The following is a 17,714-nucleotide window of genomic DNA, read 5'->3' as shown; positions in this document are numbered from 1 at the left end:
GAAATCGAGGGTTTGTCCCGTGCGGTCGCGCGCCACCAGGATGCAGACTTGTTCACTGGAAATGCCGCGCTGGCGGGCGTGGCCGCCCCGGCGGCGTGCCGGACGCGTCAGATGCCTGGATCCCTTTTCCGATTCCAGCAGATACAGCTCGTCGGCCTCGGCGATGCCGTGCAGGCACAGCGGGCGGTCCGTCCTGGCGAGCGTCAAAAACCGGTGGCGCCAGCGGAAGGCGGTGTTGCGGTGCACGCCCAGCTGGCGTGCTGCCTGGCGCACGGAAGCCGATGCCAGCAGGCAATCGGCGTAGGCTAGCCACAGCGATTTATGGCGCAAGCGGGCCAGCGGCGTGCCGGTGAGCGCATTGAAGGTGCGCCCGCACGGCACGCAGCGGTAGCGCTGCAGTCCGTGCGCATGGCCGTGCCGGTGAGCATGGCTGCTGTGGCAGGCGGGACAAACCAAATGCGGCTGCGCCACGCTTTCAAGCAATGCGACGGTGGCGTCCTGTGGCGTGTTGCCACGCAGCCGGGCGATGCCTGCCTGCCGCTGGCGGCGGCTCAGCTGGGAAAACTGCGCGATAAAACGGATCCATTTGGCGTGCTGCATGGAAGGCTCCTGTTTGTCTGATATAGACAGTCAGACAGCCGGGGCAGAGCAAAATTCCTGGCGTTCCCCTACTTAACGGAGACAGAGCCTTTTTTTTCGTCTTTATTTGCGAAAAGTTGCCAGTTTTTCCTTGTGGAAATATCTCTGGCGCTTACTCTGCATGAGCACACCGCCACGTCCATTCCTGTTCCTATGCTGAAACTGCTTTCACTGTTGACTGTATGTATCGTCTCGCCTGCGGCCGCATCCGGCCTCACCGCGCTGGAAGCGCGCTGGCTGCAGGCGGGCCAGCCCGTTATCGCATTTGCGCGCGCGCAAGGTTTGCCGCTCGACATCATTGTCCAGCCGCAGGACGCGCCCGGGGCCGTGCCGCTGGCGCTGGGTTTCGAGGCGGGGCGCTGCAAGCTGGTGCTGTCGTTGCGCGGCAATGCCCAGGCGCAAGGCGTCCTGCAAGAAGCACTGCCCGCGCAGCAGGACCTGATGATCGAAGCGATGACGGCGCATGAAGTCGGCCATTGCCGGCGCTACGCCCAGGGCGACTGGCATGCGCTGCCGCGCGGCTTTGTCGAGCCGCCCAGCAGGATGCAGGGCAAGCTGAAAGTGCTGGACCAGGAGTTGCGCGACACGCGCCGCGAGGAGAGCTATGCAGACCTGGTGGCGCTGGCATGGATGCATGGCCGCCACCGGGAACGGTACCGCGACGTGCTGGCCTGGATGCGCCGCGTGCGCGCCGGCGGCGACAGCGCGGGCGGTTCGCACGCCACGCAGGCATGGCTGGCGCTGGCGGACGGCGAGGGCGTATTTGATGGGACCGCTTCACCATTTGAACAGGCGCAAGTTTTGTGGCGGATGGGCTTGAGCGGCGACAAATAGAGGCGAATTTGTGCCGCGATAGCCTGCCAGCGTGTGTTGTCGCACGGAGCTTTGGGCGCGGCAGGGGTCTAATCTGGGCATCCACCAAACCAGAGAGGAACCATCATGAACAAAATGATCGCCTTCGTGCTGGCCGCCAGTGCCAGCGCCCTGCTTGCCGCCGCACCGGCCTATGCGCAGGACACCTCGTACAAGAGCCTGACCGACAAGGCAACAGCCGATTACAAGCAGGCCAAGGCCGCCTGCGACGCCCAGAGCGGCAACGCGAAAAAAGTCTGCGTGGAAGAGGCCCGGGTGGCCCGCGCCAAGGCCGATTCAGATGCCGTGGCGCAATACCGCAACACGCCGCGCGAGCTGAGCAAGGCCCGCAAGGACGTGGCCAAAGCCGAATATGACCTGGCCAAGGCCAAGTGCGGCGACCGCACGGGCGCCGACAAGACCACATGCATGAACGATGCCAAGGCAGCAAAAACCGCCGCCCTGGCGGACGCCAGCACGGGCGCCAAGGCCGGCACCAATGTGGCGCAGAATCCGCCCGCCACCATGAAGGAAAACTGCGACGCCATGGATGCGACGGCCAAGGCGGCCTGCATGACGCGCAATGCGGCCGGCAGCACCAAGACGGCCGTGGCCGATTCCGTCATCACCACCAAGATCAAGGCGGACCTGGTCAAGGATTCCACCCTGAAAGCGCTGGATGTCCATGTGGAAACCGTCAACGGCGTCGTCATGCTCAGCGGTTTTGTGCCATCGCAAAATGAAGTGCAGAAGGCGGGTGACCTGGCCCGCGGCGTGGAAGGCGTGAAGGACGTGAAGAATGGCTTGAAAGTGAAGTAAGCCTGGCTGCGCCTGCCATGGCGGCAGGGAGACTGCCCGCATGAAAACAGCCAGGTCCGCGTAGGCGGCGCCTGGCTGTTTCCTGGGGGGCGGGCGCACGCCTGATGCGCGGCCGGCCGACGACGCTCCCAGCGGGAGCGGCGCTTGCGTCAGGCGCTTATTTCAGATACTTCGCCAGCCAGCCCTCGACTTCGCTATAGAAGAAACGGCTGTTCTCGCCCTTCAAGATCCAGTGGTTTTCATCCGGAAACACCAGCAATTTCGCCGGTACGTTCAGGCGCTGTTGCACGGCAAAGTTCATCAGGGCATTGTTGGCCGGCACGCGGTAGTCGAGTTCGCCCACGGTGATCAGGATCGGTGTGGTAAAGCCCGTGCCTTTTTCGTGGTTGCCCGCTTGCATGACGGGGCTTTGATCGCGCCACACGGGCAGGTTCGACCAGACGGGGCCGCCTGCATTCGTTTCACGGCCGAAACCGCCATCGCTGGTGCCCCACTGCATGATCAAATCCATTTCGCCCGCGTGCGAGACGATGGCCTTGTAGCGCGTGGTGGTCGCCTGCAGCCAGTTGGCCAGGTGGCCGCCATAGCTGGCGCCGCCGGCGGCCAGTTTCGTGCTGTCGATAAATGGGTATTTCTTGATGGCTTCATCGACGCCCTGGTTGACTTCATCGCCCGGCCCCTTCAACGGGTCGAACTGAATCGAGCGCGAGAATTCCTCGCCATAGCCGGTGGAACCCTTGTAGTCGGTCAGCAGCACGACATAGCCTGGCTTGGCCAGCAAATGATAGTTCCAGCGCAACACGAACTGGTCGCGCCACATGCTGGCCGCGCCGCCGTGGATGACGGTAAACAGCGGGTATTTCTTGTTCGGGTCAAAGTTGGCGGGCTTGACGAGCATATTGTGGATGCGGCGGCCGTCGGCCGTCGTGAACCAGAAGTGCTCGGGCGCCTGCCAGTCGATTTTATCGGCCTTGTCCGTATTGAAAGCCGTCAGCCGCTTCGGCTGTTTGCCGTTGAAGGCATAGATTTCCGGCGGGTTGATGGCGGACTCCCATACGCCCACGAGCGACTTGCCGCCGCTGCTCAGCGAATTGATGGTGCCGGTCGGCAAGGATGGCTCCTCGCGCACGTCGCCGCCCCTGGCGTCGATCGAATACAGCTTTTCCAGGCCCGCATGTTCATAGCTGAAAATGACGCGCTTGCCGCCTTCGGGCAGCACGAAGCGCGAAATCGAACGGTCCAGCCTGGCCGTCAGGATGGTCGGCGCAGGGTTGCTCATCGGCCAGGCAAAGCTGGCCAGGCGTTTCACGTCATACACCTTGCCGGGCGTTTGCGCGTCGCTCAAGGCAAACAGGGTCTTGCCGTCGGCGGCAAATTTCAGGGAACCGTAGCTGTGTTTGTCCTGTGTCAAACGCTGGGCTTCGCCGCCGGCCACGGGCAGCAGATACAGTTGCGAGTAGACGGCTTCGCGCTGCGCCGCGTCGCGGTTGGTGGCCGCGCTGAAGACGACGGCCTTGCCGTCCGGCGTCCAGAGGGCGTCCAGCGATTGTCCCTCGTCGCCCTGGCCGCCGCCAAAGCCTGGCAGCGCGACCAGTTGCGTGCCCGACAGGATGTCGCGCGGGACTGCGCCAGTTTCGGCATCGACGACGAACAGGCGCACCTGCTTGTCCGTCAGCCATTTGTCGAAATAGCGGGGTGCCGTCGTTTCATACGAGCGGGCGCTGACCTTGCGCTCCTTGCGCTCCTTCGCGCTTTGCTTGACGTCCGCTTCCGTCTTGTTGCCTGGATAGATGTCGCTGATGAACAGCAGTTGCTTGCCGTCAGGGCTCCACTTGGGCATGCGCGCGCCCAGGGTGAGCGAGGTCAGGCGCTGGGCTTCGCCGCCCGCGGCCACGTCGAGACGGTAGAGCTGGCCCGCATCATCGCCGTCGCGCTTGGCGACGAATATCAGCTGGCGGCTGTCCGGCGACCAGGCTACGGCGCCTTCGCCGCCCTTGGAGTACGTGAGGCGGCGCGCGGGGCTGTCGTCAAGCAGCGACTTGATCCACAGGTCCGACCATTGATCCTTGGTGTCGTAGGCGCTGTCGACGACGGAAAACACGGCCCACTTTCCGTCAGGGCTGGCGACGGGCGCGCCCACCCGTTTCATCAGCCATACATCCTCATGCGTGATGGCGTGTCTGGCTGGCGTTTGCGGGGTGGCGGCAGGCGCGGCGGCGGTGGTATGGGCAAGCGAGGCGCAGGCCGCTGCGATCAGCAGGGAGCCGAGGGAACGGCGAAGACGGGGTAAGGTCATGGGCGTGGTCCGGGTAGTGAAAAAAGTAAAGCGAGCAACATTATTGCCCATCGATTCGGCCACTGCCAAGGCCATGGACCGTTACTTACCAGGCCGGACAGCCACGTATCGGGCGGGTGGCTACTGGCTGATCAGTTAAACTTGCCGCTTTACTCACGCTGGCGCTGCCTGAACATGAAAATTTGTCTTTCCTTATTGAAAACGGCATTGCTGGGCGCAGGCGCGCTGCTTGCCGGCCACGGCATTGCCGCTGCGGCAGCTCCCTACCCGAACACCAGCGCCATGGGCGTGGGCCACGCGGAAAGCACGGCCTGGTATGCGGGCTGCCTGAAGGTCAAGGATGCGGCGCCGCCGCCGGCCGACCTGCCGGCGCCGTCCGCCGTGGCCGCCTTGCAGCAATGCCAGGCGACAGACCTGTATTACGATACCAAGAGTATGTCCTCGCCCAAGCCGGCCGACTGGCGTCCCGTGCGTCATTGCGCCATGGCAACGCAGAACAGCGCCGTGCTGATGATGCTGTACCAGAATGGGCAGGGCGTGCAGAAAGACCCGTTGCTGGCCCTCAAGTATGCGTGCAGCATCGACGCGGCGCCGGCCGAGATGCGGGGCCGCATCGAACACTTGCAGCAGATCAATGCCAGCGGGCGCGGCATGATCGACTTGTGCGACGACATCACCAGCGGCTACATGATGGGCGTGTGCAGCGCCATCGATGCGCGGCAAAAGCAGCGCGTGCGCGCGCAGGCGACAAGCAAGGTCAGCGCAAGCATGCCGGCCGTGGCGCAAGCGTCGCTGCAAAAGCTGCAGGCGGCCGCCAGCAAGTTTGCCGACGCGCGCGCGGCCCATGAGACGGACTTGAGCGGCACGGCGCGGGCCGCCCTGAGCATCGCCGCCCGCACGGCCGAGCTGGACCTGCTGGCGCAGGACTTGCGCCAGTACGAAGCGGGCAAGCTGCCGCCGGCCCTGTCGCAGGCGCAGGCGGCGGCGCTGGACAAGGAGCTCAACGCCATCTACGGCAAGCTGATGAAAAAGCCCGCGTCCACCTATGCGGGCGCCGTGGACAAGGACGGCATCCGCGCCACCCAGCGCCTGTGGCTGGCCTACCGCGATGCCTGGATGAACTTTGGCGCCGTGCGCTATCCATCCGTGACGGGCGAGACCTGGGCCGGCCTGCTGACGGCGCGGCGCAATGCGCAATTGCAAGACTTGCTGGAGAATTGACGCATGCGCGAAGCCTATTACCACGAAGACGATTGCTGCATGATCGAACTGTTGCCGCTGGATAATTTGCAGCACTGTCTGACGCAGATGGGCGAGCAGCAGGCGTTCGCCGATGCGCACCGCAGCGGCGCCGGCTGGACGGACATGTTCGTCCCCGAGGCACCGCCGTCGCAGATGCGCGTGCTGGGCCTCACGGCCGACCGGCTGCGGCTGGCGCTGGCCGAAGCCTTGCCGCCGTATGACGCCGTCTACACGGGCTACGGCAGTTACCGCGTGGAATGCAAGAACGTGCTGGCCTTTGGCGGCGACAAGACGGCAACATTGTTTGCCGGCCTGGATGACCAGGGCATCGTGTGCGACCTGTGGTGCAGCGACGGCATGCCACAACTGTTGCTGCTGCCCTTGAAGGAGCAGTTGCTGCTGGCCGACTGGGGCGCGGGGTTTGCGTGTCCGCTGGCCGATGGGGAACTGTTCGCCCGTTATCTGCAGGAGTATGAACTGGACTGATCGAACTGAACTGATTACTCGCAGGCGATGGCGTTCGGCTGCGCCACCTTCACGACGGACGCCAGGCGCGCCATGTCGTTGCCGTCGCCCTGTTCCATGTACGCTTGATACGTGTCAATGACGATGCGCGCACGCGCCTGCCAGCCGCAATTGTCGGCCTGGCGCGCGGGCACGCGCAGCAGGCGGCGCGCCTGGCTATCGTTGCTGAAACAAAACCACGCATCGTGCGTGGCGGCAGGGCGGGGCAAGCGGCCCCACTGCGCCTTGTCGGGCGCGAAGCAGACGCGGTTGCCGATGATTTCCAGGCTCATCTCGTCCGTGCGCAGGCTGTACTGGCCGTCGAGCACGATGGGTGGCTGTGCCCGGGCGGACAGGCAGGCGGTGGCCAGGAGGAGGGCGGCGGCAAGTTTCATGCGGTTCTTTCAGGGCTGGCAAGACGAAGCGCCAGTATAACCGCGGGGCCGGAAACGAAAAAAGCCCATCCGTGAGGATAGGCTTTTTAGTACTGCGCATTCGTGGTAGGCCGTGCGGGATTCGAACCTGCGACCAACGGATTAAAAGTCCGCTGCTCTACCAGCTGAGCTAACGACCCGAAAGAGGCCGCATTATATATCAGTTGAAAAGGAATGCAAAGTATTCCTGTCAGAAAGTGTGAACTGCATCAATGCAGGGCTGCCGTGAGCTTCAGCACTTCGTCGAAGCTGGTCGTGCCGTCGGCGATCTTGCGCGCGCCGGCGAGGCGCAGCGGCGTCATGCCGTCGAGGAGGCTCTGGCGGCGCAAGGCGTGCAGGTCGGCGCCGGCGCGGATCAGCTGACTGAACGCCTGCGTCACGCAGAGCAGCTCGTAGATGCCGGCCCGGCCACGGTAGCCGCTTTGCCGGCACAGGGCGCAGCCAACGGCGCGGTACATGGTCTGCGGCCGTTCCAGCTGGCCGGCCGCCAGGCCTTGCCATTGCGCTTGCGTCGGCGCCGCGCCCGGCTGCTTGCAACCGGGACACAGGCAGCGCAGCAGCCGCTGCGCCAGCACGCCGGCCAGGCTCGCTTCGAGCAGGTAGGCGGGCACGCCCAGTTCCAGCAGGCGCGTGACCGCCGACGGCGCATCGTTGGTGTGCAGGGTCGACAGCACCAGGTGGCCCGTCAGCGCCGCCTGGATGGCCATCTCGGCCGTGGCCAGGTCACGGATCTCTCCCACCATGATGATGTCGGGGTCTTGCCGCATCAGCGCCCGCACGCCATCGGCAAACGACAGTTCGATGCCGGCCTGGGTCTGCACCTGCATCTGGTTGAAGGCGGGCTCGACCATCTCGATGGGGTCTTCCACCGTGCACACGTTGACTTCGCTGCTGGCCAGCGCCTTCAGGGTGCTGTACAGGGTGGTGGTCTTGCCCGAGCCGGTGGGGCCCGTCACCAGCACGATGCCATGCGTGCGCGACGTCAGCTGGCGCCAGCGTTCGGCGTCCGCGGGAGGAAAGCCCAGCTCCGCCAGGCTCTTGACGGCCACTTCCGGATCGAAGATGCGCATGACGAGTTTTTCGCCGAAGGCCGTCGGCAGGGTCGACAGGCGCAGCTCGATTTCCTGTCCCTGCGCATTGCGCGTCTTGATGCGGCCATCCTGCGGGCGGCGTTTTTCCACGACGTCCATGCGCCCGAGCAACTTGATGCGCGCCGTCATGGCCAGCATGACCACGGGCGGCACCTGGTAAGCCTGGTGCAGCATGCCGTCGATGCGCAGGCGCACGAGGCCCGCGTCGCGCTTCGGTTCCAGGTGGATGTCGGACGCGCGCTGGGCAAACGCGTATTGCCACAGCCAGTCGACGATGCGCACCACGTGCTGGTCGTTGGCGTCCAGGCTGGACTTGTTGCGGCCCAGTTCCACCAACTGCTCGACATTCTGGCGCAGCGCCAGGTCTTGCGTGGACGCCAGTTTTGCCACCTTGACGGCACTGGCCAGGCTGAAAAACTGCGCGATGGCGTCGGCGATGTGCAGCGGGTTGGCGATGACGAGGCTCAGCTTGCGCGGCGCCAGGTTGCCCAGCTGCGCCTGCCAGGCGAGCGCGTAGGGCTGGGCCGTGGCGATGACGATGCGGTCAAGCGTGCATTCGACGGGCAGGATGTTGAAGCGGGCCGCATAGCCGGCCGTCATGACGTCGGCCACCTGGCTGAAGTCGATGTGCAGGGGATCGATGCGCAGATACGGCAAGCTTGCGCGCCGCGCCAGCCAGGCGCACAGGGTGTCGAGCGTCAGTGCGCCGTGGGCGATGCTGCACAGCGGATGCAAGGCGGGTGCTGGCAGCTGGGCGGCCTGGGCGCTGATGGCGGCCGCTTGCGTTGCATCCAGCAAGCCGTCTTCCTGCAGCCAGGCCAGCAGTTGCGGCAGTTCCAGCGGTGTGTCGGGCGAGATGGGACAGGCAGGAGGGGAAGCGGGCATGGCCGGCGCCTTTCAGGGCTGCCGGCCTGGCCTGGGAATGCCGGCGCTTACAGGGTGCTGGCGATGCCCTTGACCCAGGTCTTGGCGGGCAGCTTGGTCTCGGCGACGATCTGTTTGGCCCGTTCCAGCAAGGCCGCTTGCGCTTCGGTATCGAGCGCCACCTTGGTCTTGAAGGCGATGGCCACCACGTTCCCATCATGCACTTCCGGCAGGCAGATCACCTGTTCAAACGCAAACTTCATCGCCTTGATGTTTTTTGCATAGCTGGGGTGGTCGCCAAACAGGTTGACCGTCATGATGCCGTGCGGCGCCAGGCAGGCGCAGCAGGCGGTATAGAAATCGGCGCTGTCGAGCACGGGGCCGCGCGCCGTGGCGTCGTACAGGTCCACCTGCAGGGCGTCCAGGGTACCGTGGTTGGCCTCGTCGTTGACGTAGTCGAGCGCATCCATCTCGCGCACGTGCAGGCGCTCGTCATTGGGCGGCAGCTTGAACATCGAGGCGCAGATGGTGATGACGGCCGGGTTCAGTTCGATGGCCTCGACTTGCGCCTGCGGGAACTGGCGGTAGCAGAACTTGGTCAGCGCGGCCGTGCCCAGGCCCAGCTGGGCGATGCGCTGCGGTTGCCCGATCCACAGCATCCACGCCATCATCTGCTGCGCGTATTCGAGCTCGGGCCAGTCCGGCTTGCGGATGCGCATGGCGCCCTGCACCCATTCCGTGCCGAAATGCAGATAGCGCACGCCATCCATTTCCGACAGGGTGACAGGGGCGTAGCGGGGCTTGCGCGCAGGGCGCGAGGATTCGACTTGTTCGATGGATTTTCGTTTGATAAGCATAAGGCGGCCTGAAAGTGTGCCGCATTATAGCCCGTGCCGGGGCGCCATAAAAAATGCCAGCCGCATGAGAATGATATGGGGCCGGCATTTTAATACTGAGTAACAACGCCTGACAGAAGCGTCGCGAGCGGAAGGCAGAGGTGGCCGAGAAGCGCAACCGTGCTTAGTACGGGGGCGCCGAGCCGGTGAGCATCGCAGGCCGCCTGTGCCGACGCGCAGCAGCGTGTGGCTAGCGTTACTGCTGAGCTGGTTCGATGGAGACGCGCAGACGGATGCGTTCGCCCGGATCGTAGGACATGATGCTCGTGTAGTTGCGGCCGCGGTAGTCGTAGGTGACCTGGTAGCCCGTGTTGCGCGACTCCCAGTGATCGACCTGGCGGCATTGCTTGACGGCTTGTTCCTGCACGCCGCCCTGGTAGTTGTTCTGGTTGTCGACGCGGTCGCCCACGACGGCGCCGGCAATCGCGCCAGCGGCCGCGGCGGCCGTGCGGCCATTGCCGCCGCCGACCTGGCTGCCGAGCAGGGCGCCGGCGATGCCGCCGACGATGGAGCCGCCAGCGCTGCGCTGTTGCGGCGGCGCCTGCACTTGCACGTATTCCGTACGGCATTCCTGGCGTGGACGATTGATCTGTTCCACTTGCGGCACGACGCGTACGACCTTGCCGAAATCTTCAAAGTCGGCGGCCTGGGCGAGTGGCAATGCACCGATACAAAGGGCTGACATCATCAATTTGGCTTGCAAGTTCATTTCTAACCTCGTTATCTAGAGAATCTTTCAGGGTATTTTTTACAACTTGAGCCTATAGTAATCCGACTCGATGACCGGCTGTCGTCTGCATGGCAACAAAATGTAACAGCCCAAGCCCCTTGCCCCACAGTCTGTAACATGCACTTTCAATCGATACAAGATGTTGAAATGGCTTGAAACCGGCGGTTTGTAACAAATCTTGCGTTTGACATCATATTCGGGTTGATTCATGCAAGACAACACGTTACCCTAATACGCGTATGGCTTATACAAAATCGCACTGAATCGCATAAAAGTTGATACAGATCGAATCACCGCGTGCGCATTGACCCGCGTGCGGGGATGCAATAAGACGAGCAATTAGAACAGATCCATACATAACAGGTCGATTTGAGGGAAAAATGAGTTTGTTACTAACCGTGCCGCCCAACCTTGTCCAGTCCATCCGTGCCTTTCGCGTGACCGAATTACAAGACGAGGCGATCCGTCTCGGGCAGCACTTTTTATATGCGCATTGCAACGCTGGGCAGACCAAACAACAAGTCATCGGCATTATTGCAGAAGCATTCCTGTTTCCGAAAAATCTGGCGAAAAATTTCGACGCACTGCGCCTGTGCCTGACCGATACCATGTTCAAGGCCGGCACGCAGACGGGCTTCCTGGTCGTGCTCGAGCAATTGCCAAATACGCAAAAATTCGACAAGGAAGCGCGCGAGATCCTGCTCGACGTGTTCCGCGATGCGGCCGATTACTGGGCCGAGAAGAAAGTCCCGTTCCGCGTCTTCTATTCGTTCGAGTAAGCGTTCACTCTCGCCATGGCGGCCTCAAGCCGGCTTGCCCTGCCGCTAGCGGGCGCACCAGGCCGGCAGCGGCGGCGGCCCGGCGGACATGTTGCGCCGCAACAATAATACCGGCCTTTCTAGATTCGCCTAGCCATAGCGGGTACAATGCGCGCTATGAAAAATATCGTTATCCTCATTTCCGGACGCGGCAGCAACATGGAAGCGGTCGTGCGCGCGGCGCAAGCCGAGCAATGGCCAGCCCGTATTGCCGCCGTCATCAGTAACCGGGCCGACGCCCAGGGACTGGTTTTTGCCGCGGAACACGGGATAGCGACGGCTGTCGTTGCCAACAAGGATTATGCCAGCCGCGAACAGTTCGATGCGGCGCTGCAAGCCGTGATCGACGGCTTTGCCCCCGACCTGGTCGTGCTGGCCGGTTTCATGCGCATCCTGACGCCACCCTTCGTCGAGCATTACGCGGGCCGCATGCTCAATATCCACCCGTCGCTGCTGCCGCTGTTCCCGGGCATGGCGACGCACCGCCAGGCGCTCGAGGCGGGCGTGACGGAACACGGCGCGACCGTGCATTTCGTGACTGCCGAGCTCGATCATGGCCCGGCCGTGGCGAGCGCGACGGTCCCCGTCTTGCCGGGCGACACAGAAGACAGCTTATCGGCGCGCGTGCTGGTACAGGAACATCTGCTTTACCCGCGCGCCATCCGCCTGTTCATTGACGATAAACTGTCGGTCGAGCATGGCCAGGTCCGCGTGGACCCTCAATAAAATATTACAGGAAGAATAACAATGAGATTGCCACCAGCGATACTTGCCAATGCTGAAGAAGTATTGCGCGAAATTTTACGTTTCACGGCCCCGGCCGACACCACCCTGTCGCGCTATTTCCGCGACCATCCGCGCCTCGGTTCGCGCGAACGCGGCGCCATCGCCGAAGGCATCTATGCCGTACTGCGCAACAAATCGTTCTTCACGGACTTCGCCGAAGCGGGCAATGGGCCCACCATGCGCCGTTTGACCATCCTCGGCCTGGCCGAAGCCGTGGGCGCCGACTCCTTGGGCGGCCTGACGGAAGAAGAAGTGGAATGGCTGGAGCGCATCAAGCAGATCGACCGCAGCCTGATGCCTGCGAACATGCGCGCCAACATGCCGAAATGGCTGTTCGACAAGCTGATCGCCCAGTTCGGCGAAGCGGAAACCATGAAGCTGGCCGATGCGCTGAACGCGCCGGCGCCGCTGGACCTGCGCGTCAACTCGCTCAAGGCCACGCGCGACGACGTGATGCTGGCCCTGGCCGAGGCGCCGATCCTCAGCACCCCGACGCCGTACGCGCCGCTGGGTTTGCGCGTGATCAAGAAGCCGTCGCTGCAAAACCTGCCATTGTTCCAGAGCGGCGCCATCGAAGTGCAGGATGAAGGCAGCCAGATCCTGTCGCAGATCGTCGGCGCCAAGCGCGGCGAGATGGTGGTCGACTTCTGCGCCGGCGCGGGCGGCAAGACCCTGGCACTGGGCGCGCTGATGCGCAACACGGGCCGCTTGTACGCCTTCGACGTGTCGGAAAAGCGCCTGGCCAAGCTCAAGCCCCGCATGGCCCGCAGCGGCCTGTCGAACGTGCATCCGGTGCAGATCGCGCATGAGCGCGATGCCAAGATCAAGCGCCTGGCCGGCAAGATCGACCGCGTGCTGGTCGACGCGCCATGCAGCGGCCTGGGCACCCTGCGCCGCAATCCGGACGTCAAATGGCGCCAGCAGCCGAACTCCATCGTCGAGCTGCAAGCCAAGCAGGCAGCCATCCTGGCCGGCGCGGCGCGCCTGGTCAAGGGCGGCGGCCGTCTCGTGTACGCCACCTGCAGCTTCCTGAATGAAGAAAACGACCAGATCGCCGAGCAATTCCTGGCCGCCAACCCCGACTTCACCCTGGTGCCGATGCACAAGGTGCTGGCCGAACAGAAGATCGAGCTGGAAATGGGCGATTACCTGAAATTGCTGCCGCACCTGCACCAGACCGACGGCTTCTTCGCCGCCGTGTTCGAGCGCAAGGTCATGCCGAAAAAAGTCTACGCCGATGAAAAGCCGGCCGACGACGTTGACGCTGAACCCGCCGAGTAAGCCTGTCACGGTCCGCCGCTGCACCCTGCAGTGGCGGCCTTCAATGCCGCCAGCCCGCCTGGCGGCATGGGATCACTCCCCATCCGTACCACCTTCGCCCCACCTTCCGGACCGCATCCGCCATGAATGAAACCCCGCTGCTCAACCTGATCACTGATTTTGTCGACGATTTCCGCCAACCGGCCATCCTGTGGCAGGCGCTGGTCATCTTCGCCTGCCTGGCCCTGAGCTGGCTGCTGGTGCGGCAGTTGCGCGAATTCCTGCACAAGCGGGCGGAAGCGGCGGCCACGCCGGCCACGCCGGAAACCCTGCAGCGCACGGACAGTTTCATCCGCATCCTGACGCCCGTGCTGGCGGCCATGCTGCTGGGCATTGCGCAGCATTTCCTGGCCAAGTTCCAGTCGGTGAACCTGCTCAGCATTGCCATCCCCCTGTGCACCTCGATGGCGCTGGTGCGCTTCGGTTTTTATGTGCTGCGCCGCATTTTTGCCCACCATGGCAACGTCAGCCCCACGATGTTGTTGCTGGAAAAGATTTTCACGGTGGTCGTGTGGGCCGGCATGGCCCTGTACATCACGGGCCTGTGGCCGGATTTGCATGCCTTCCTTGAAGGCATCATCGTGCCGCTGGGCCGCAACAAGGTCTCCGTGGCTGCCATCTTGCAAGCCGCTATTTCCGTGGCCGTGCTGCTGGTGCTGGCCATGTGGGCCGGCACCTCGCTCGACGAGCGCCTGATGAAAATGCAGGGTTTGCACACCTCGCTGCGCGTGGTGCTGTCGCGCATGGGCCGCGCCGTGCTGATCCTCGTTTCCGTGCTGGTCAGCCTGTCGCTGGTGGGCATCGACCTGACGGTGCTGTCCGTGTTCGGCGGCGCCTTCGGCGTGGCGCTCGGTTTCGGCTTGCAGAAGATCGCCGCCAACTTCGTGTCCGGCTTCATCATCCTGCTCGACCGCAGCCTGACCATCGGCGACATGATCACCGTCGGTCAATTCACGGGCAAGGTGACGCAGATCAATACGCGCTATACTGTGCTACTGGGTGGCGATGGCGTGGAATCCATCGTGCCGAATGAAATGCTGATTTCCGGCGGCGTGCAGAACATGTCGCTGAGCAACCGCATGGTCTGGCTGTCGACGGCCGTGTCGGTGGGCTATGAAACGGATCTCGATGTCATCTTCCCCTTGCTGGAAGCGGCGACGGCCAAGGTGCCGCGTGTGTCGCAAAGCAATCCGCCTTCGGCCACCCTCGTGCGTTTCGGCGCCGACGGTCTCGACGTGCAGATCGGTTTCTGGATCGCGGATCCGGAAAACGGCACGGGCGGCGTGAAGTCGAATGTGAACCGCGCCATCTGGCGCACCTTGCAGGAACATAAGGTCACTGTACCGTTTCCGCAACGCGAATTGCGTATTGTTGGTACGCCTCCTGCCCCGCTCGCCAGCGCGGCAGACGGTGAGTCCCCGCCATCCGGCACCCAGCCTTAACCTCGCTGCCTGCCTCCGTTTTTGCCTGATAGCACCCATTAGGGCGTACAATCACGCCTAAAATTAACTCTGCCGGACCTCCAGAGTCACTGGAGCGACCGTGCGCACGCCCTGTCCACTTGGAGTAGCAGTAATGACATTGAGTTCCGTTTTACACGACGTTTTGCAGTTCATGGCCACTGGCATTACCGATCTGTCCGCATGGCAAGTTTTCCTGTACACCATGGTGGTCACGCATATCACGATCGCCAGCGTCACGATTTACCTGCACCGCCACCAGGCCCACCGCGCGCTGGAATTGCATGCGATTCCCAGCCATTTCTTCCGTTTCTGGCTGTGGCTGACGACGGGCCAGGTCACCAAGGAATGGGCGGCCATCCATCGCAAGCATCACGCCAAGTGCGATACGGAAGAAGATCCGCACAGCCCCGTAACGCGCGGCATCAAGAAAGTCTTCTGGGAAGGCGCCGAGCTGTACCGCGCTGAATCGAAGAACATGGAAACCATGGCGAAATATGGCCACGGCACGCCGACGGACTGGATCGAGCGCAACCTGTACACCAAGTACAGCTGGCTGGGCGTGGTGTCCTTGTTCTTCATCAATTTCATCCTGTTCGGCGTGATCGGCATTTCCGTGTGGGCCGTGCAAATGATGTGGATCCCCATCACGGCGGCCGGCATCATCAACGGCATCGGCCACTACTGGGGCTACCGCAACTACGATTGCGCCGACGCGGCCACCAACATCATTCCCTTCGGCATACTGATCGGCGGCGAAGAGTTGCACAACAACCATCATACATATGCGACGTCGGCCAAGCTGTCGTCGAAATGGTATGAGATCGATATCGGCTGGGCGTATATCCGCGCGCTGGAAATGCTGGGCCTGGCCAAGGTGAAAAAACTGGCGCCGGCGCCGAAGTTTTCGCACGGCAAGCTGGAAGCGGATTTCGAGACCTTGCAGTCCGTCATTGCCAACCGCTACGACGTGATGGCCAAGTACGCGAAATCGATCAAGCATGCCTGGAAGGAAGAGCTGGAGCACCTGAAGCACAAGGCCGAACTGGAAAAGCGCTTCCTGAAATCGTCGCGCAAGCTGATGCAGCGCGAACCGGCCAAGCTGGCCGATGCGCACCACGAGCAGCTGTCGGAATTGTTCCAGCACAGCAAGGCGCTGGAAACCATGCACCACATGCGCGTGGAACTGGGCGCCATCTGGGAGCGTTCGCACTTTACGCGCGAGCAATTGCTGCAGAAGCTGCAAGACTGGTGCACGCGCGCCGAAGCGTCGGGCATCAAGTCGCTGCAGGATTTCTCATTGCGCCTGCGCAGCTACGCGTAAGCAGCTCGCTGCCGCTGATGCAAGGCCCTGGATTCCAGGGCCTTTTTTTCGTCCCGGCACAAGGACAGGGGGGGGCGGTGTAAAAAGCAGGGCGAAAAAAAACCGCTCATTGGAGCGGCTCTTTTTACAGAACACAATATCAATTACTTGATCTTGGTTTCTTTGTACGTTACGTGCTTGCGTGCTTTAGGATCGAATTTCATGATCTCCATTTTCGCAGGCGTCGTACGCTTGTTTTTGGTGGTCGTGTAGAAGTGACCCGTACCGGCGGTCGATTCTAACTTGATTTTGTCGCGGCCTGATTTTGCCATGATAGCTCCCTTATTCTGCTAATTAGACTTTTTCGCCACGAGCGCGCATATCGACCAATACGGCGTCGATGCCGACTTTATCGATGACGCGCAGACCGGCGTTGGACAAACGCAGGGAGACCCAGCGGTTTTCAGATTCAACAAAAATACGACGATTCTGCAAGTTAGGCAAAAAACGACGTTTGGTTTTGTTGTTTGCATGGGAAACATTGTTGCCGACCATCGGCTTCTTCCCAGTGACTTGGCAAACACGTGCCATGGCGCACTCCTTAAAGATATTCCAAATTGGAAAAACGAGAGTATATCCAAAATAAGCCGATTTATCAATGACTTGCGAAAAACAATTGTGTCTTGTTGTTGCGAACTAATTTAACAATTTGATTTCCAGGTGTTTTCATGGGGCGCGCGCTTGTAAACCAGTGTGTTTACTGCTAGATAAGTTGCCGGGCGTTGTCACGTATGTCCTTGTTTACACATGGTTAACTACGCTGGCATCGGATCGGGCCTAGATCTGGCCGTGTTCCGCGAACGAATGCACATGGCGTCCGGCCACGACGAAATGGTCGAGGATGCGCACCTCCACGAGGGACAAGGCCTGCGCCAGCGCGCGCGTCAGCAATAAATCCGCTTCGCTCGGTTCCGGCGTGCCGGACGGGTGGTTGTGGGCCAGCATGACGCTGGCCGCATTGTGCAGCAGCGCCTGCTTGACGACTTCGCGCGGATACACGCTGGTGTGGGTGAGGGTGCCGCGAAACATTTCCTGGGTCGCGATCAGGCGGTTCTTGACGTCCAAAAACAACACGTGAAACGCTTCATGCGCGAGGTGGCCCAGGGCCAGGCGCAAGTAGTCCTTGACGGCGTGCGGCGAATTGAGGGCTTGCCCGGCCTGCAAGTCCTCGATGATGGCGCGCCGCGCCAGCTCCATCACCGCTTGCAGCTGGGCGAACTTGGCGCTGCCCATGCCATGCACGGCGGAAAAACTCACGAGGCTGGCGCCAAACAGGCCGCGCAGCGAGCCGAAGTGCTCGACCGTGTCGCGCGCCAGTTCCACGGCGCTCTTGCCGCGCACGCCCGTGCGCAGGAAGACGGCCAGCAATTCCGCGTCCGACAGCGTGTGCGCGCCATCTTCGATCAGGCGTTCACGCGGCCGCTCGCCGGCCGGCCAATCCTTGATGCCCATGCTGTCCTCCTTCGTCGCGCCTTGGCGGGTGTGCCAGTGGGACGTCCCGTCCCGGCCAGCGCCGTGATCGCCGCCTCACACTGCATTATCGTCACGGCGCGGCGTGGCGTACTGATATGGGCCTAAGACGCGCCGTGGCGACGTGCCG

General features: G+C 62.5%; 18 protein-coding genes and 1 tRNA gene. 9 read left to right on the top strand and 10 right to left on the bottom strand.

Annotated elements, in window-relative coordinates:
* On the bottom strand, positions 1 to 600 hold a 600-nt coding region (locus BXA07_RS12400; RefSeq protein WP_139335542.1), incomplete at its 3' end, for an IS1595 family transposase.
* Between the two features lie 213 nt (positions 601 to 813).
* Here BXA07_RS12400 and BXA07_RS12395 point away from each other — a divergent pair.
* Together BXA07_RS12395 and BXA07_RS12390 are read left to right on the top strand one after the other, a co-directional pair.
* Positions 814 to 1,473 (top strand): hypothetical protein, encoded by a 660-nt coding sequence (locus BXA07_RS12395; protein WP_244556257.1) that lies wholly within the window; start codon positions 814 to 816, stop codon positions 1,471 to 1,473.
* A gap of 105 nt (positions 1,474 to 1,578) precedes the next feature.
* Positions 1,579 to 2,310, top strand: a complete 732-nt coding sequence (locus BXA07_RS12390) for a BON domain-containing protein (protein WP_076568216.1) — start codon at positions 1,579 to 1,581, stop codon at positions 2,308 to 2,310.
* 157 nt (positions 2,311 to 2,467) lie between these two features.
* Here BXA07_RS12390 and BXA07_RS12385 read toward each other — a convergent pair whose 3' ends face one another.
* Positions 2,468 to 4,606, bottom strand: coding sequence for an alpha/beta hydrolase family protein (locus tag BXA07_RS12385; RefSeq protein WP_076568215.1), 2,139 nt, complete (start codon positions 4,604 to 4,606; stop codon positions 2,468 to 2,470).
* 174 nt (positions 4,607 to 4,780) lie between these two features.
* Between BXA07_RS12385 and BXA07_RS31070 the strand changes: the two genes are divergently transcribed.
* Both BXA07_RS31070 and BXA07_RS12375 read left to right on the top strand, forming a co-directional pair.
* Positions 4,781 to 5,827, top strand: coding sequence for a lysozyme inhibitor LprI family protein (locus tag BXA07_RS31070; RefSeq protein ID WP_083708180.1), 1,047 nt, complete (start codon positions 4,781 to 4,783; stop codon positions 5,825 to 5,827).
* 3 nt (positions 5,828 to 5,830) lie between these two features.
* Positions 5,831 to 6,334, top strand: a complete 504-nt coding sequence (locus BXA07_RS12375) for a hypothetical protein (RefSeq protein WP_076568213.1) — start codon at positions 5,831 to 5,833, stop codon at positions 6,332 to 6,334.
* A 14-nt stretch (positions 6,335 to 6,348) separates the two neighbouring features.
* Here the strand turns inward: BXA07_RS12375 and BXA07_RS12370 are convergent, their stop codons facing one another.
* The 5 genes from BXA07_RS12370 to BXA07_RS12350 form a co-directional block, all read right to left on the bottom strand.
* Positions 6,349 to 6,747 carry a hypothetical protein gene (locus BXA07_RS12370; RefSeq protein ID WP_076568212.1) on the bottom strand — a complete coding sequence of 133 codons (399 nt, stop codon included), beginning with the start codon at positions 6,745 to 6,747 and terminating at the stop codon, positions 6,349 to 6,351.
* A gap of 103 nt (positions 6,748 to 6,850) precedes the next feature.
* Positions 6,851 to 6,926 (bottom strand) — tRNA-Lys (locus tag BXA07_RS12365).
* A gap of 69 nt (positions 6,927 to 6,995) precedes the next feature.
* Positions 6,996 to 8,762 (bottom strand): GspE/PulE family protein, encoded by a 1,767-nt coding sequence (locus BXA07_RS12360; protein ID WP_076568211.1) that lies wholly within the window; start codon positions 8,760 to 8,762, stop codon positions 6,996 to 6,998.
* 47 nt (positions 8,763 to 8,809) lie between these two features.
* Positions 8,810 to 9,598 carry a class I SAM-dependent methyltransferase gene (locus BXA07_RS12355; RefSeq protein WP_076568210.1) on the bottom strand — a complete coding sequence of 263 codons (789 nt, stop codon included), beginning with the start codon at positions 9,596 to 9,598 and terminating at the stop codon, positions 8,810 to 8,812.
* Positions 9,599 to 9,833: 235 nt separating this feature from the next.
* Entirely contained in the window at positions 9,834 to 10,346 is a 513-nt protein-coding gene (locus tag BXA07_RS12350) for a glycine zipper 2TM domain-containing protein (RefSeq protein ID WP_076568209.1), read from the bottom strand.
* Positions 10,347 to 10,747: 401 nt separating this feature from the next.
* Here BXA07_RS12350 and BXA07_RS12345 point away from each other — a divergent pair, with 401 nt between their 5' ends.
* From BXA07_RS12345 to BXA07_RS12325, 5 genes are all read left to right on the top strand, one after another.
* Positions 10,748 to 11,146 carry a barstar family protein gene (locus BXA07_RS12345; protein WP_034747450.1) on the top strand — a complete coding sequence of 133 codons (399 nt, stop codon included), beginning with the start codon at positions 10,748 to 10,750 and terminating at the stop codon, positions 11,144 to 11,146.
* Between the two features lie 156 nt (positions 11,147 to 11,302).
* Positions 11,303 to 11,911: a phosphoribosylglycinamide formyltransferase gene (gene purN / locus BXA07_RS12340; protein WP_076568208.1), complete on the top strand. Its 609-nt coding sequence runs from the start codon at positions 11,303 to 11,305 to the stop codon at positions 11,909 to 11,911.
* 21 nt (positions 11,912 to 11,932) lie between these two features.
* A complete protein-coding gene (locus BXA07_RS12335) occupies positions 11,933 to 13,252 on the top strand; it encodes an RsmB/NOP family class I SAM-dependent RNA methyltransferase (RefSeq protein ID WP_076568207.1) in 1,320 nt (439 codons plus the stop codon).
* Positions 13,253 to 13,374: 122 nt separating this feature from the next.
* Entirely contained in the window at positions 13,375 to 14,733 is a 1,359-nt protein-coding gene (locus tag BXA07_RS12330) for a mechanosensitive ion channel family protein (protein WP_076568206.1), read from the top strand.
* Positions 14,734 to 14,866: 133 nt separating this feature from the next.
* Positions 14,867 to 16,075 (top strand): DesA family fatty acid desaturase, encoded by a 1,209-nt coding sequence (locus BXA07_RS12325; protein ID WP_076568205.1) that lies wholly within the window; start codon positions 14,867 to 14,869, stop codon positions 16,073 to 16,075.
* 143 nt (positions 16,076 to 16,218) lie between these two features.
* Here the strand turns inward: BXA07_RS12325 and rpmG are convergent, their stop codons facing one another.
* From rpmG to radC, 3 genes are all read right to left on the bottom strand, one after another.
* Positions 16,219 to 16,386 carry a 50S ribosomal protein L33 gene (rpmG, locus tag BXA07_RS12320; protein WP_010400929.1) on the bottom strand — a complete coding sequence of 56 codons (168 nt, stop codon included), beginning with the start codon at positions 16,384 to 16,386 and terminating at the stop codon, positions 16,219 to 16,221.
* A gap of 22 nt (positions 16,387 to 16,408) precedes the next feature.
* A complete protein-coding gene (gene rpmB / locus BXA07_RS12315; protein ID WP_010400928.1) occupies positions 16,409 to 16,645 on the bottom strand; it encodes a 50S ribosomal protein L28 in 237 nt (78 codons plus the stop codon).
* Positions 16,646 to 16,891: 246 nt separating this feature from the next.
* On the bottom strand, positions 16,892 to 17,566 hold the full coding sequence (gene radC / locus BXA07_RS12310) for a RadC family protein (protein WP_076568204.1): 675 nt from the start codon (positions 17,564 to 17,566) through the stop codon (positions 16,892 to 16,894).
* Between the last annotated feature and the right edge of the window lie 148 nt (positions 17,567 to 17,714).

Source organism: Janthinobacterium sp. TND4EL3, from assembly GCF_900156175.1.
GTDB lineage: Bacteria > Pseudomonadota > Gammaproteobacteria > Burkholderiales > Burkholderiaceae_D > Janthinobacterium.
Note: the sequence above shows the minus strand (reverse complement) of the source record. Positions and strands in the feature narration are given on the sequence as shown.